A 14,543-nucleotide genomic window follows, 5' to 3' on the forward strand; every position below is an offset into this window, starting at 1 on the left:
TTAGAACCTTTGAATTGCGTGCATGCCAATTTGTGCTGCAGGCTATACACAGCCGGTTCCAAATACAAAAAGAAATGAAACGACTAACACAAGCAAATACGTAGTATGCTTTTTTGCAAAAAAGAGAGATTCCCCTGTCTCATATCCCAATACATTTCGTATTCGAATATTGATCCTGTCATCAAATCCATTTATACCATAGGGTCTTTGCCGATTTGTCTGATTCATATGAATGATTTTTACCAAAGCAGATCCAAGTGGCTCCATTCGCTTCATGATGCGGATCGCATACTGATCCGCCAGCAACTCCTTGTACATGAGATAGTTTGATCCAAGCTGCTGAACCGTCGGCACAAAGAACAACACGTGCATAATGATCTTTGCGACAAAGACTTTCCACGTATCGTGGTATTTGATATGTGCTTGTTCATGCAACAAAACCGCTTCCAATTCCGCCTGGGACAAGTGATTGAGAAATCCTTTTGAAATATAAATGTTGGGGCGAATGAATCCATAACAGAATGCAAATACTGTATCATCATTTACAATACAAAGGGAATGAAGTCCTTGATGGGATCTCACGATGGTTTTCACATGCAAAGGCATTTCCATACATTCATAGTTCTGAAGCGAGGAATAAAAACGATATTCTTTTACAATCACGGAAACCAATCGAATGGTCATGATGCCACATATCCCACAAACAGCAATTCCGAGCGAAACGCTCCACCATATCCCATGTGTTCCGACCGTTGTACAAAACTTTATCCATCTTTGCAGGAGATTGATGCGATCATTCAAAAAAATATGTATGATAAGTCCGCTCATGATGAAAACGAGCAAGAGAAAACTCATGACAATCCTTGCAAATGCTTGATTTTCCAACTTTAAAAGAGTTTTTTCATCCATACTTTATGAGTTCTCCTAAGCGCTTATTTTATCGCATGTCTTGCCACCTCCATCATATATCTCTTTCTGTTTGTTTGCTATTCTTAAAAATGGATACCAGCTTCATTTTGTTTATTGACAGTTTCTCGTCGATACGTGACAATTTGGACTATGGAGGGGATGAAAATGGCAAGAAGAAAAGATGCACGTTCCTTTCATTTGAATGCCGAAGGAATTGAACGCGTTTTAGGACCGTTAGAGACGGAAATTATGCATATATTTTGGGAAAACGGCGAATTGTCCATACGGGAGGTCCGGGATCTCCTCTTGGTAAAACGGGAGATTTCATTTAATACGGTTATGACGATCATCCATCGCCTTGCGGAAAAAGGACTTTTGCAAAAAAAAGATAGAAACAAATCGTCCCCCTATATCCCTACCAAAACCAAGGAATCATTCCTTGCGGAAATATCCCATGATGTAACAAGCGTGCTCATAAAGGATTTCGGAAAATTCGCCGTTTCACAGTTTGTTGATATTTTGCATGAAGTGGATCCTTCATTACTTCGAGAACTGGAAAAGCGTATTGAAAAATACAAATAAATAGCTCAAATAGAAAGTAAAACTTGAATCAGAAATTGGTTCTGCAATTCTTTCAAGGATGCGGAACTTTTCTTTCACAGAAGCCATACAATCATTTTGAAAATTCGTCAAAGATTTGTAAATTGACAAGTACTGCTATGGACCGTATGATTGGAAATATTACTACAATTTGTAGTGGAGGTATTGAAAACGATGAAGAAATTGGTTCGATTTGGCATCCCGATTCTTGTTTTATTCATCATGGTTGCAGGCATTGTCTACAGCAACCAAAGCCAGAAAAAATCGGCGGAACAAACGGTTAGTAAAGGTATTCCTTCACTTCCCCAGGAAAATTATTTGGCACCGGATTTCACCTTGAAAACCATAGACGGTAAAACCGTAACGTTGCGTCAATTGCGCGGAAAGCCTGTATTCATAAACGTTTGGAATTCCTGGTGCCCTCCGTGTAAAGCAGAAATGCCGGATATCGTAAAAGAATATGACAAATACAAAGACAAGATTCAGTTTTACGGAATCAATCTGACGACAAACAACGATAGTGTAGCATCTGCAAAAGACTTCATTAACCATTTCCATGTGACATTCCCGACATTAATGGACACAGATGGAAAAGTGGGAGTTCAATATCAAATTGTTGGAGTGCCAACAAGCTTATTTATTAATGACAAAGGAGTGATCGTGGCTCGTATTACAGGTGCGATGGATGTCCCGACAATGGAAGCCAATTTCCAAAAACTGATCAAATAATCAAACGATCGGGTTGCAATCGTCCTGGAGGTGAAAAACCGATGTTAGCATTGCTTGGAGGAATACAAATCGGGCCTTTCTTACTGAAATACAGCTGGATCGGAGCCGCTTTAGGCTTTTTTATCGCGTCGTTTCATTTTCGTCGTTTTTCCGTTCCGGACAGTGATGACGGCAAAATCTTACAGAACAAAGTGCTGGATATGTATTGGAACGGCTTCGTCATCTGGCTTCTTGCTTTTAAACTGGCGAAAATAGTGGTCGCACCTGCCGCCTTTTTTCAAAATCCCATTCTTGAATTTTTCAGTACCCCTGCTCCAAATGCCGATATCGTGGCATGGATCGTTGTACTGATATATTTTATCTATAAAAAATACCGCCTCAAGATCTCCATATTCCAGATGGCCGATATTCTTTTGCCTGCTTTTGTACTAGGCTTTGGAGTCTATGAATTGTTGGCGTTGCAATTGGGAACTGCCACCCAAGTGCCCTGGGGCATTCATGTCGGACAAAACGGTTATCACCCGGTCAATTTCTATATCGCCATTTGTTTGTTGCTGGCATATTGGATCATCATTCGCTGGACAGATCAAATAAGAATCGGCTCACTTACAGCCCAATCTTTGATCGCTTTCGGCTTTTCTTTGCAATTGTCGACGTATTTCCTGGTTCCTGGTCAGCTCTATTTTGGTTTAACGAAAGCTCAATGGCTCTATTTGGCCATTCTTGTGATTGGAATTTTACTTTTCTATCAAACCACAATGTTTTCAAAAACACAGATCGATACAAAAAATGGTGAAGAGACCAAAAAATGATTGAATGCACAGATTGTGTACGTAAAAACATAGATGGAGCAATGCGACCGTTTCCTTGCTCCATCTTCTGTTGTTCAACTTAAAATGATCCTTGAGCAAAAATAAAAGCTACTCATATTTTACAATTGTAAACATGCCGCCCATTTTTGACTGGTGTTCATTTGTCATATGATGGGGTTTATGACAATGGAACGCCCATGTACCCGGGTTATTCGCAACAAATTCAATATCCCATGTTTCGCCGGGCGCTACATTGATGGTGTTTTTAAAAAACGGAGCAGGCAAGAGGGATCCATCCGTTGCAGTCGCTTGAAAATAATGTCCATGCAAATGCATGGGGTGTGAATTCATGCTAAGATTCGCCAAGCGGATCCGAATGCGTTCCCCATACCGTACAAGAATCGGATTGATATCGGGGAAGGATTTTCCATTCATGGTAAAGTAGTTAAAATCCATACTCATCGGATTGATATTCTGGATTTCTCCAGAGCCGGATCCCATTCCCCCCGAACGATTCATCCCCATCTGCATCTGATCCATTTTCATGGTGTCTTGGCCTTGCTTCATACTTCCTGTCGCAACACTCCATTCTTGCAGTAACATGCAATAGTCTCTGTCAACATGATCTCTTGTCCGCTCCCTTGGCAGCACGACAATCATCCCGACCAGCCCCATCAGCTCTTCCAGCGGATCATTGGCATGTGCATGATACATATAGGTTCCCGATTGCCGGACCACAAAATCATAGACAAATGATTCTCCTGGCTTTACAATAGGCCCGGCTCCGATTCCCGGCACACCATCCATATTGTCAGGCACAATCAACCCGTGCCAATGAATCGATGTAGGCTCTGATAACCGGTTGTGCAGCACGATCTGCACCCGTTCCCCTTCGTAAAACACGAGAACCGGCCCTGGGGTGGAAGCGTTATACCCCAATGCCCGAATCTTTACTCCTTTGACCAACTCCTGTTCCACAACTTCCGCTGCCAAATGGAATCTGCGGATTCCTCCAATGACTTCATGGCGGGCAAACCCGATATTCGGTGCCAACAATTGATAGGTGTTCCGATTCATCCAGTCAAACATGGGCAAATCCCTTCTCCTTTCAAACTTTGCTGAGCTATTCTATGCAAAGGGGAAGGTATTTGCCCATGGATGAAAAAACTGACCGGCTTGTTTTCTTAATCTGGCATTGACCAAACGTATTGGAGATCAACTCCATCATTAAACATGGCTGTTGATGATTGTGGCTTTTTTCCTGGATTCATAAATACTTTGAGGAGAAGGAGGTTCACATACGACAAACGGTTCCGGACTTTCCAACGAATAATCGTTCAACCATGGACAGTCCAAACATTCATCATACGCCGAAATTTCTCCTTTTAACGGACAAGATACAAGCCCTTCTAGGATTTGCAATGTAAGTTCCATTTTTTTGCCCTCCATACAATCTTATGGTATAGAAATGAAATGCAATTGATTCGCACTCCTTGTGTCTTACTTAACCACTTTTTGAACACGCACTTAAAAGTGTATGGTAAAAACTTCGTCCCCTTGCTTTATAATCTTAATTCCAACTTATGAAAAACTTGTTTAGAACTTCTGAATTTATGATGCCGTACATATAGTTAAACATCGATTCATGCATACATAAGTAATAACAGGAAAAATCCATTCGATTCCTGAACAAGGAAACTTATGAGTTTCGGTTTCGTTTTACTATTCCAAAATGGTACTGAGGGATCATCGGGATATTCAAATTTAGGATAACAGGTTCACAAGAAACGTTTTTGCACTGATTCTTTTTCATAAAATTCCCTTTAGTTTTCAATGACAGATCTGGCGCCGACGTAACGAGGACCCCAATAATATGGGTCATCGATGGAATCGATTTGAACCTTTGTGCTATCAGCAGAAATAAATTTGCCGCTTCCCAAGTAAATTCCTACATGTGAGGGGCCGCTGTCATATGTACTGAAAAACACCAAATCGCCTGGTTTTAATGCTGCTTTGTCAACAGCCTTCCCAATCCCATACTGATCTTGTGACGATCGCGGCAAAGAGGTCCCCGCTTGTGCAAAAACATATTTCGTAAAACCTGAGCAATCAAATCCGCTCGGTGACGCTCCGCCCCATTGATAAGGGCTTCCGTTTAGACTTTTTGCTTCGTCAATAATAGTTTTGCGAAGAGTATCGCTGCTTGACGCAGAAGCTTTCTTTATGGCAAGAGCCTTAAGAATTGCGGTTTCAGTCGTTTTTCCCACTTTTTCTTTGTCTGTAAGCTTGTAATCATTCTTAAATGCCAGGACAGCTTGTTTGGTAGTTGTGCCAAAATAGCCGGTTGTTTCAACTGAATTCGGGAAATAACCGAGTTCTTTCAATTGTTCTTGCAATGTTTGTACATCTGCTCCTTGGGAACCGTATTCCAAAACTGTATCGCCGACTGCAGCAAATGCGGGAGCAGGAAAAAAGACGACAGTTGTAATCGTTCCTGCACAAAGGAAAGCAGCTAGTACTTTTTTTGGCAAAATAAAAACTCCTTTCAAATGCCTCCGAGGTTAGTTGACGGGTTTGGGAAGAAAGGTATCCCATCACATTTCCATGTGATTCACCCCAAAAAAAGTCCCCCGTACTGCCCAAAGCAAGTAGAAAAACCTACAAACTTTGAATAGATTCGGCAAATTTTTTAGTATTTTCTTATATTCTATCAAGTCGAATGATTGTTTCTTTACCGATACATTCCGTTAATTGCCCATATGATGGCTCGCATGATCCACCGGCGCATTCGGAGACATCGGGACCGATGAAGGTGTTCCTGTAAACTGTGAAAACGATGTAGCGACGACAATGATGGAAATCAAAGAAGAAATCAAATATACCCATGCTGCCGGTCGGTTGGTGATTCGTTTTCTCCATGCGACGAATAGCATCCAAAAAGAGATGATGAGAGAAAGGATCATGAATCCGGTTCGAATCGCTGGCGGCATCGATATCAAACTCGCACCCAAGCTGGTGAGGCCAAAAGCGATCAACAATGTGTGCAGCCAATGGTGGGAGGATGCGATAAATGCAAATAAGATAGACAAAATCGAGCCTCGAATCCCTTTCCCCTTTTTTGTTTTTCCGTGTTGGTCCATTGCATGGCCATGAATTGCATTGCCTCGTTCCATTGTTTTTTCCTCCCCTGTCTTTGCCATCCATTACTTTTTACTATAAAAAATCCAAAACGGTAAAATATCATCCATTACCTTTTATCTCGTTGTTTTTAATCATAATCTCAACTTGTGAAGATCTTGAGTAGAACTTCTGAACAATTATGAAGAAGAGCCTATCTTTTACATTTACCCGGAAGGTTCCTTATGCCCGTCACTTTTCAATAAAGAAGCCAAAAGCAATTCCAAACGCAATAACTCGTCTTCCACGATCTTTAACTCATCCTGTACCAAATGTATTTTGCTGTGTTGAAATAAAAGCAACCGTATAGCCAGCAAAGAATTTCGCACTTCATTCACCTGAGACCGGGAAATGATATGGGAAAGTGATTGATTTTCTTCCATTTAACCGATCACTCCAGATACAAGAACTTCAATGACTCAATTGGAATCATGGCGGCCGATTCCCCTGTTTGCGTGTAGCAACATGTAGCGTGCTTGAGAAAAGAAAGGGGCAAGCATTTGCCCCTTTCACCACTGATTTATAACTATTTTTCAGAATACAAGCCCTTTGCTTTGTTCAATGCCTGCTGCATGGTTGTCAAAATCGAGTTCGCTTTGTTCCAATCGGGCTGCGCGGCTTTTAATACTTCGGCCAATCCGTCTGTATTGAGATCGTTGACCAGTTTGGCATCTTTCTCTTTTAACTTGTCTTTCACCGGATCGAGGGATTCATCCAGATCTTTTGCTTTCATGACCGCCATTGTATCGTCTTTGTTTTTAATGGCCATCTGCAGTTCATTTACGATCGACAAGTTTTTATTCAATGTATCAACAACAAACAAATCAGCAGTTTGATTGAGCGCTTTTTGCATGGTTGTCACAATGGTACTTGCCTTGGTCCAATCCGTGTTCGCATCTTTCAGCACCTCAGACAGTCCGTCCGTATTCAATGCTTTTACCAAATCTGCATGTTTGGCTTGCAATGTGGCTTTCAAAGGATCCAGCGTCTCGTCGAGTTGTTTTGCCTGATTCATGGCTGCCATTTGGTCTTTGCCGGCGATGGCCGTTTGCAGTTTCTTGAGAATGGCGATACCATCATCCACTGCAGCCGTTCCAGCCGGAAACAGACTGTTGGCTTTCTGAATGCCGGTCTGCATGGCGGTTAAAGTTACGTTTATTTTTGCGGTATCCGGATTCGCGGATGCCAAAAGTGTTTTCAGATCATCCGTTTTTAACTGCTTCACCAACTGTGCATCATTTGTGCCGATCACGGTTTTCGCCGGATCCAGCGCTTTATCCAGTTGTACCGCTGCTTGTTCTGCATCTGCAAACTTCTTGTTGTCTACATCTGCTTTAATTTTTTTCACAAGATCTTGCGACGTTTTGAGAACACTTGCGACAGTGGCATTATCGATTTGTGCGCCGCCATTCATCCCTTCCATGCCAAGGTGCTGTTTCGGCTTGGTGACATATGCATTCGCGGTCATTCCGCCGAGTACAAGAACGAGTATGGCAACAATTGAGACGAAGTACTTGCGATCTTTAAACATCTGTGTTTTGCCGCGGTCAAACAACGGTACCAGGAATAAAAGCACGACTATGATGATGCCCGTCCAAAGAAGTCCGGGCAGACCCACCCAGTTTTCCACACTGAAGATTCCCATGAATACCCAAGGCGGCTGTGTGGATTCGATTCCGTCTACCGGAGCCGGACCGAGTTCCGGCGGGAACAGAATCGCCAAAATCAACAGCAAGCCGACAGTCGCAAACCCATAACCGATCAATTTGTAAAAATGGTGAACGAACGTATGGTTTTCCTTTGGATCTTCCTTCTTTCCTTCATAAGGAAGCGGTGAAATTTTTAATGTCTTGATCAAGAACAAGTGTATGACGATCACAACAGCCAATAGTATGGGAAGCACACTGATGTGCAAGACAAAAAATTTGTTCAGCAGCGAAACGTTAGGCGCGAACGTATTGGAAAAATAATATCCGAGCGGCCCAAGCAGTCCGCCAAGGGCGACAGCATGTGATAATGCTTCACTGGCTTCCTGGTCCCATTTTAAAATCGTACCGGTAAATAACAGACCGATCATCAGAACAAACAGGACAACACCAAACAACCAGTGAACTTCTCTCGGCTTTTTGTAGGAACCATAGAACAACACGCGCAACAGATGCAAAAGCAACGTGACGGTTACCAATTGGGCGGCCCAAATGTGCAAGCCGCGAATGAGGCTGCCGAATCGAACCTGCGTTTCAAAGATGCGAATGCTTTGATTGGCCAGTTGGGGATTTGGATCATAATAATGAGCCAAAAGAATCCCCGTGACGATCAGGACGACAACATTGATCAATGTGATGCCGCCAAGGGAAAACAGGAACGTATTGGCGTGCTTTGGAACTTTATACGAAAATGTGGACAACGGAAATCGTTCCTGGAACCAAGATTTCGATTCGCTGGCTTTTGACATATCTCTTCACCCCTTTGCTTTACATTTGCATGCCGCTGTGCGTATGCATATTGTTTTTTACAATTCTTGGCTTTGCGAGCCATTTCACTTTGTAAACGATATAAGCTCCAATTAGAATCAAAATCACTGCAAGAATTAAGAAAAACGTATTCATGGCGGATGGCGTATATTGTAAATCGAATGCCAATACGTCAGATGTTTTGGGGTTTACTTTGAGAGATTCTGCCAATAGTACTTTCGCATCCTCCAGTTTCGATTGCTGTAATGCAGCAATGGCTTGCTGGAGTTTGGATTTGTCGATCATATCATTGCCGACTGCAAACATCGCCAGTTCTGCTTTCATTTCTGCTTGACTTGCATCATGGACTCCCTCCACAAACGCAATCGATTGTTTGATCAAAGTAGGTGCGTTTGCAGGTGCACCACCAACGGCATGAGCAAATGCCAACGAAGATGACATGAATAAAATAAAGACCCCCATAAGCAGTGAAAGAAATGTTTTACGCATATTGTTCTACCTCCTTGTGATCATTCTCATTCATGGAACGATCTGAAAAGCAACAGGCCGCCTGCATATTACTCATTCATTTTGTATCCCCTCACTTTCGTTACCTTCTAACCTTATCCTATACCTAGGTACTGTATTTAAATAGATACGATTGGATGATTTTCCATAGCGCGAACATACTATCGAACATTTACTGGCACAGCAAAAAAGAAAAAGAGCCTGTTTATCAAGGCTCTCATTGCAAAGTATCGATTTGCAGGAAACAGGTTCGTTCAAATGATATGTTGGCGAATGGCATATTCAATTGCTTCATGGCGATTCAAACAATTGAACTTTTTCAAAATTTTACTGATATGAAAACTGACTGTACTTTTTGAGATTTGCAGTATACGGGCAATTTCCCAAGTCGATTTTTTTGCGAAAATCAGACGTAAAATCTCCAATTCCCGTTGTGTCAACTTCATGTTCATCCATTTGGAACCATCTTTCTTTTTGTACTCCATGAGGATTTTCTTTAATAATGGACCCGGCAAAGCACTCTCCCCTTTTCTGATACGTTCTACCAGGTCCAGCAGCTTGGCAGACGTCATGGGCCGCAAATAATATGCACATACACCCATTCGCATCGCCTGAATTAATACCTGATCTTTATTGCTCAAAATCAAGATTCGAAGATTGGAATGCTCGCTCTTCATTGCGCGGATCGTTTCCTTCTGAAAACAAGACATATTGCGAATCACCATCAACACCACATCCGGCAAACATTCCCGGCATTTTGTCACTACTTCCTGATCCGTTACTACATTTGCAACAATTTTGCACGTATCCGATTGCAAGCATGGATCCTTTTGCAAGTGAAGAAAATGAACATCCCGAGTCAATGACATCGAATCACCTGCAACCAATATCCGAATCTCATCACAATTGTCCCCGTTCATATCTCATTCACTTCCCCCAAATCAAATTCGCTTTCTTTACACTGTACTATACTTATGTAGTGTATATATGACAATAGTCTGGACGTACTAATTAAAAAGTCTGGAAAAAATCGCAAAGATTGTCTAAATGGCAGGCGCTCCTGCCTTCATAACTTCCTCATAATCTCCACACTATTTCTTCATTTTATCCGGCTATCCTAAAGACAAACAAATGAAGGAGGCGTTACATGTATGAAAAAGTTAATGATTGGCTTAGTTGCGGCAGGATTGATTACGGGACTTGGAACAGCTGCATATGCAGAAACAACCCCATCGAACGATCTTATTAAGAACAATGCAGTACAGCAGTTCAGTCCAGAGCCGGTTACACAAAATGCTTCAACCGCTCCGGGAACAACGAATGCGTTTCCGTCATTTGAACAAATGTTGCCGTATATGAAACAAATGCATCCGAACATTTCCGATCAACAATTCAAAGCTATGTATGATGCGATGCAATCCATGATGAACGGCTCCAACGGCCAAATGATGGGCGGAAATTATGGTCAGAACGGGTTCGGCGGTATGATGGGAAATTGGAAGCCACAAACACCACAAACACCGCAAGTACCAAACAGCAAGTAATTGCGTAGCCATCCCCTTTTTGCAAAATGCTGAACATCCTTAATTGGATGATCAGCATTTTTTATTTCAAAAAATCCCCATTACTCAGGCATTTCGGCTAGCCACTTAATTGCTTCCGCAAATACGGGATCAAATTGCCGCGCAAGATGTCGTCGGAAATCTCGAGTTGACGATTGGCTTCCTCATACAAATCTTTGACCTGTGAGCGGTCGACGGATTTTCCTGTTTTCAAGTCGTACGCGGTGCCATGATCAAATGTGCCGTCTTTGGTAATGAAGAAATACTTGCCGTTCGTAAAGGAATGGTCGCGGAACACGATCAATTGATCGGTGCCGGATGTCACATCTCCCCCCATCATCGGGTATGCGCTCGTATCAATTCCGAGCAAGTGCAGCAGTGTGGGAGCCAAGTCGAGCTGCCCGGCCGTTTGTGTATAAATGCCGCTATTTTGCCCATGCGGCAAACGGATGATAAGCGGTGTCTTCATCTGCCTGTACCAGCCGAGATCGTCGTTTGGCGACAGGTTCATAAATTTGTCGTAAATCGGATCGCTTTCGGAAATGCCGTTATCGTGGTCGCCATACAGGACCACGACCGAGTTGTCCAGCAACCCGGTTTGTTTCAGATTTTGCAAAAACGCCCCCAACGCCGCGTCCGTATAATGCACCGACTCAATATAATTGCCGACCATCGTGCCTTGCAGATCGCCTACATTCATCGTCTGATACTTGTCAGGAATGTCATACGGACCATGGCTCGACAACGTGATCAGGAATGAAAAAAACGGCGACTTCAACTGCTGCAGTTTGGGCAGCGCCTGTCGGAAGAACGATTGATCCGTAAGCCCAAGGCCGAATGTCTCATCGATCTTGTAATCGCTGACGCCGTAGAATTTTTGAAATCCTTCCGCCTGGTACATCGCCTGCCGATTCCAGAACGTTGGATCGAACGCGACGCTGGCAACTGTTTGGTATCCGTTTTTCGCCAAAATCGACGGCATGCTGGCGAATTGGTTGCCCACATAGCGAAAGTAGACAGATCCGGCGTCGACCGGATACAAGGAATTCATCGATAGAAACTCGGCATCAGAGGTCCGCCCTTGTGCTGTTTGCCGATAGTAATTCGGAAAGTACATGCTTTGTTTCAAAAACGCGTTCAGGTTCGGCGTAATCTCCTGATTGTTGACCATTTTGCCGATTGTCCAATTTTGTACCGACTCCATCTGGATGACGATCAGGTTTTTCCCTTTCGCCGCCCCGAACAAAGGATCTGCATCGCGCTCTTGTTGTTTGCCGTGTTGTTGGAACCACGCCGCGATTTGCTGTTTACGCACATCCGGAATACGAGTGTGGCTAAACACGTCATCGACAATAAATCGATCCAGATCATTGACATGATAGCCGATAATGCCGATTTGATTGACCACAGCCAAATGTGAAAAGACAGATGTCAAAAGTGCCGGTGTCGTTTGATCTGCCACGCGGATTTGATTGGCGGTCGGCAACACGCCGATCAAAAACAGGCTGGCAGCGGCAGCGGATCGTTTCCACAGTGTTCGAATCCGCATTGTCCGCAGTCCTGAAGTTATGGGTCTTTCCTCCTGCTGTTTCCCCGCAGCTGTCTCGCGGCGCTCCAAACCAGCCGCATTCGCAAAGAATCTAAAATTCCTTGACTGTCTGCGCAGCAAACACCACACAGCAAACCCGATCAACAGAGCGAACAGGTCGATGCCAAACAGCAGATCGTGCCACTGCATCAACGTCAATACGCTGCCGCCGATCTGGTTTAATTGAAACGCCTCGATCAAAACGGGGATCGAGATAAAATCATGAAAATATCGAAAATATAACGTATCGGCAAACGCCAACAGCGAAATAGCCAAATTGATAAAAAACCAAACGTACGGCCGTATCTGCGGCCGCAACAGAAACGTCCAACTCGTCAGCACCAGCACAGCGCCGGCGTTCGACAGAATCGTTCCCCACTGCCACCACAAATTGGCGACATCGAAAAAGAGATAGTGCAATTTCCAATATAGTAAGCCGATCTGCAGCAAATACAGCCAAATGGCAGGGGACACGACGCATCGAAGCAGGGTATGACGGAGCGCAGGTGCTCGATCCTGCAACTGATAAGCAGGTCTGTTCATATTCTTTAAGCTCTCCTTCATATCCAATCGTTGACTGCATCACACAAAAAAACGATGCTAGAATCATTGACATATTTCATTGATTTTAACATCTTTTTTTTACAATCACATGAAATAAATTTGGAAAAAGTGTAGAAACCACTTGTAGAAACCACTTTATGAAGCTCTTATTTGGAACTTCTGCAGAACTGCGAATCGATTGCATGTCTTCATACTTTCTTCACATGAATCTGCTACCATTGGAACCAAGAAAAGTTAAGGGGTGAATGGATTGTTGCCTATTTTGTTTCATATCGGCAATTTTGCAGTACACACATACGGTTTGGTGGTCTTGTTGGCGATCGTCCTGGGGACGCAAGTTGGGATCACATTAGCCCGTTATACGATGAAACAATATGAAGAGCATATCGTACCTTTGGTATATACCTCTGTAATCGGAGCAGTCATCGGAGCGCGGATTTGGCAAGTGTTTTTCTTTGAGCCCAACTATTATTTGGCACACCCGCTGGAAATGATCGCATTTTGGAATGGCGGGTTATCGATTCAAGGGGGCATCGTAGGCGGAATCCTGACTGGTTTCTGGTATTGCAAAAGAAAAGGTCTATCTTTCTGGAAAGTTGCGGATCTTTTGGCACCATCCATTATATTGGGGCAAGGAATCGGGCGCATTGCTTGTCTGCTCAATGGGGATGCGTTTGGTTCGCCGACAGGAAAGGGCTATGGACTTGTATATCCGCCTGGCACATTTGCTTATGATACGTACGGCTCAAAACCGCTCTGGCCTGCGGAAGTATGGGAAGGCCAGATCGATTTTGTCATTTTTGCAATCCTGTTTGCACTATTAAGAAAAAAGCTGCCTACTGGCACGATGTTCGTACTGTACAATATCCTATATGCGCTCGCGCGATTTGGTCTTGAGTTTCTCCGCGGAGACAGCCCGCGGTATCTATTCCATTGGACGGCCGCCCAATGGACCAGCGCGGCTATAGTTTTCATCGGCATAGCTGCTTTGTTGGTATTGAGAATGAAGGACAGGAACGTAGCGTCGACTCTTTCCCAATCGTGATGTTTGCAGGTCCCGGACATCGGAGAGATATGTGTACTTCCATTCCCGTTTTCGCCAGCATCACGTTTGCAGGCAGCAGATATGGATGTGTAATGTCTACACCGTGCGACATGTGTGTAAAAACCGCTTGTACCGGATGTATTTCGTCAATTAGCTGCAGTGCTTCAACCATATCATAGACGGATCTGGTTTTAGGATCGGCATCTTCTCTATAGAAGCTTGTACCGAGGACCAATAGTTGAAGATCAAATAGAAACGCTTTTTCTTTATCCTTTAAATGAATGGAATCAGGGCAATACACCCAGTTGAATCGTTGTTTTATAAAACGGTATGCATACGAGAATCCGTTTTTGCCGTGACAAACTTTAAATGGTTGAATGTGCCAACCTAAAAAATCGATACTTTGCCCAATATCATGGTAAATGAGGTGATTGTCTAACCAAGGGAATTGTTTCATTATGTCCTGTAAAACCTCGACAGGTGCGTAAACGTGACCTTTTTTGCCAGTCCAGCGGCAAGCGTCTGCCCATTCCGGCAAACCGCCAATATGATCAAAGTGCGCATGCAGCCGATTTG

At 43.5% G+C, this 14,543-nt stretch carries 16 protein-coding genes and 1 riboswitch; of the genes, 5 read left to right on the plus strand and 11 right to left on the minus strand.

The annotated features are described in order from the left end of the window. Positions 1-42: 42 nt before the first annotated feature. A complete protein-coding gene (locus LSG31_RS01090; protein WP_347437609.1) occupies positions 43-909 on the minus strand; it encodes a M56 family metallopeptidase in 867 nt (288 codons plus the stop codon). Between the two features lie 165 nt (positions 910-1,074). Between LSG31_RS01090 and LSG31_RS01095 the strand changes: the two genes are divergently transcribed. From LSG31_RS01095 to LSG31_RS01105, 3 genes are all read left to right on the plus strand, one after another. Then, a complete protein-coding gene (locus LSG31_RS01095) occupies positions 1,075-1,491 on the plus strand; it encodes a BlaI/MecI/CopY family transcriptional regulator (RefSeq protein ID WP_347437610.1) in 417 nt (138 codons plus the stop codon). A gap of 192 nt (positions 1,492-1,683) precedes the next feature. Next, positions 1,684-2,238 (plus strand): TlpA family protein disulfide reductase, encoded by a 555-nt coding sequence (locus LSG31_RS01100; RefSeq protein ID WP_347437611.1) that lies wholly within the window; start codon positions 1,684-1,686, stop codon positions 2,236-2,238. Between the two features lie 41 nt (positions 2,239-2,279). After that, on the plus strand, positions 2,280-3,050 hold the full coding sequence (locus tag LSG31_RS01105; protein ID WP_347437612.1) for a prolipoprotein diacylglyceryl transferase: 771 nt from the start codon (positions 2,280-2,282) through the stop codon (positions 3,048-3,050). Positions 3,051-3,158: 108 nt separating this feature from the next. On the opposite strand, the gene LSG31_RS01110 is transcribed toward LSG31_RS01105, so the two are convergent. The 8 genes from LSG31_RS01110 to LSG31_RS01145 form a co-directional block, all read right to left on the minus strand. Beyond that, positions 3,159-4,139, minus strand: a complete 981-nt coding sequence (locus LSG31_RS01110) for a multicopper oxidase family protein (RefSeq protein ID WP_347437613.1) — start codon at positions 4,137-4,139, stop codon at positions 3,159-3,161. A gap of 138 nt (positions 4,140-4,277) precedes the next feature. Continuing rightward, entirely contained in the window at positions 4,278-4,484 is a 207-nt protein-coding gene (locus LSG31_RS01115; RefSeq protein WP_347437614.1) for a hypothetical protein, read from the minus strand. A 389-nt stretch (positions 4,485-4,873) separates the two neighbouring features. Further along, positions 4,874-5,581, minus strand: a complete 708-nt coding sequence (locus LSG31_RS01120; RefSeq protein WP_347437615.1) for a C40 family peptidase — start codon at positions 5,579-5,581, stop codon at positions 4,874-4,876. A 4-nt stretch (positions 5,582-5,585) separates the two neighbouring features. Continuing rightward, positions 5,586-5,743: riboswitch (cyclic di-AMP (ydaO/yuaA leader) on the minus strand. Positions 5,744-5,797: 54 nt separating this feature from the next. Further along, positions 5,798-6,223: a hypothetical protein gene (locus tag LSG31_RS01125; RefSeq protein ID WP_347437616.1), complete on the minus strand. Its 426-nt coding sequence runs from the start codon at positions 6,221-6,223 to the stop codon at positions 5,798-5,800. 171 nt (positions 6,224-6,394) lie between these two features. Beyond that, positions 6,395-6,610 (minus strand): hypothetical protein, encoded by a 216-nt coding sequence (locus LSG31_RS01130; RefSeq protein WP_347437617.1) that lies wholly within the window; start codon positions 6,608-6,610, stop codon positions 6,395-6,397. A gap of 143 nt (positions 6,611-6,753) precedes the next feature. Then, the gene (locus tag LSG31_RS01135; protein WP_347437618.1) at positions 6,754-8,682 is read right to left on the minus strand and encodes a cytochrome b; all 1,929 of its coding nucleotides are present in this window, start codon (positions 8,680-8,682) and stop codon (positions 6,754-6,756) included. A gap of 19 nt (positions 8,683-8,701) precedes the next feature. Then, a complete protein-coding gene (locus tag LSG31_RS01140; protein ID WP_347437619.1) occupies positions 8,702-9,190 on the minus strand; it encodes a hypothetical protein in 489 nt (162 codons plus the stop codon). Between the two features lie 272 nt (positions 9,191-9,462). Next, positions 9,463-10,128: a response regulator transcription factor gene (locus LSG31_RS01145; RefSeq protein ID WP_347437620.1), complete on the minus strand. Its 666-nt coding sequence runs from the start codon at positions 10,126-10,128 to the stop codon at positions 9,463-9,465. A 231-nt stretch (positions 10,129-10,359) separates the two neighbouring features. Between LSG31_RS01145 and LSG31_RS01150 the strand changes: the two genes are divergently transcribed. Further along, a complete protein-coding gene (locus tag LSG31_RS01150; RefSeq protein WP_347437621.1) occupies positions 10,360-10,752 on the plus strand; it encodes a hypothetical protein in 393 nt (130 codons plus the stop codon). Positions 10,753-10,849: 97 nt separating this feature from the next. On the opposite strand, the gene LSG31_RS01155 is transcribed toward LSG31_RS01150, so the two are convergent. After that, positions 10,850-12,901 carry an LTA synthase family protein gene (locus tag LSG31_RS01155; protein ID WP_347437622.1) on the minus strand — a complete coding sequence of 684 codons (2,052 nt, stop codon included), beginning with the start codon at positions 12,899-12,901 and terminating at the stop codon, positions 10,850-10,852. Between the two features lie 271 nt (positions 12,902-13,172). Here LSG31_RS01155 and lgt point away from each other — a divergent pair, with 271 nt between their 5' ends. Further along, positions 13,173-13,967: a prolipoprotein diacylglyceryl transferase gene (gene lgt, locus LSG31_RS01160; RefSeq protein ID WP_347437623.1), complete on the plus strand. Its 795-nt coding sequence runs from the start codon at positions 13,173-13,175 to the stop codon at positions 13,965-13,967. Here the strand turns inward: lgt and LSG31_RS01165 are convergent. Continuing rightward, the gene (locus LSG31_RS01165; protein WP_347439407.1) at positions 13,894-14,535 is read right to left on the minus strand and encodes an MBL fold metallo-hydrolase; all 642 of its coding nucleotides are present in this window, start codon (positions 14,533-14,535) and stop codon (positions 13,894-13,896) included. The two genes, lgt and LSG31_RS01165, sit on opposite strands and share 74 nt — an antisense overlap. Positions 14,536-14,543: the final 8 nt, after the last annotated feature.

This window comes from Fodinisporobacter ferrooxydans (genome assembly GCF_022818495.1).
Classification (GTDB): Bacteria; Bacillota; Bacilli; order Tumebacillales; family MYW30-H2; genus Fodinisporobacter; species Fodinisporobacter ferrooxydans.

Coding starts and splice junctions, on each gene's coding strand:
- LSG31_RS01100 (WP_347437611.1), top strand. CDS start 1,684: ATGAAGAAATTGGTTCGATTTGGCATCCCGATTCTTGTTTTATTCATC.
- LSG31_RS01125 (WP_347437616.1), bottom strand. CDS start 6,223: ATGGAACGAGGCAATGCAATTCATGGCCATGCAATGGACCAACACGGA.
- LSG31_RS01090 (WP_347437609.1), bottom strand. CDS start 909: ATGGATGAAAAAACTCTTTTAAAGTTGGAAAATCAAGCATTTGCAAGG.
- LSG31_RS01145 (WP_347437620.1), bottom strand. CDS start 10,128: ATGAACGGGGACAATTGTGATGAGATTCGGATATTGGTTGCAGGTGAT.
- LSG31_RS01135 (WP_347437618.1), bottom strand. CDS start 8,682: ATGTCAAAAGCCAGCGAATCGAAATCTTGGTTCCAGGAACGATTTCCG.
- LSG31_RS01155 (WP_347437622.1), bottom strand. CDS start 12,901: ATGAACAGACCTGCTTATCAGTTGCAGGATCGAGCACCTGCGCTCCGT.
- LSG31_RS01095 (WP_347437610.1), top strand. CDS start 1,075: ATGGCAAGAAGAAAAGATGCACGTTCCTTTCATTTGAATGCCGAAGGA.
- LSG31_RS01105 (WP_347437612.1), top strand. CDS start 2,280: ATGTTAGCATTGCTTGGAGGAATACAAATCGGGCCTTTCTTACTGAAA.
- LSG31_RS01130 (WP_347437617.1), bottom strand. CDS start 6,610: ATGGAAGAAAATCAATCACTTTCCCATATCATTTCCCGGTCTCAGGTG.
- LSG31_RS01115 (WP_347437614.1), bottom strand. CDS start 4,484: ATGGAACTTACATTGCAAATCCTAGAAGGGCTTGTATCTTGTCCGTTA.
- LSG31_RS01150 (WP_347437621.1), top strand. CDS start 10,360: ATGAAAAAGTTAATGATTGGCTTAGTTGCGGCAGGATTGATTACGGGA.
- LSG31_RS01140 (WP_347437619.1), bottom strand. CDS start 9,190: ATGCGTAAAACATTTCTTTCACTGCTTATGGGGGTCTTTATTTTATTC.
- LSG31_RS01110 (WP_347437613.1), bottom strand. CDS start 4,139: ATGTTTGACTGGATGAATCGGAACACCTATCAATTGTTGGCACCGAAT.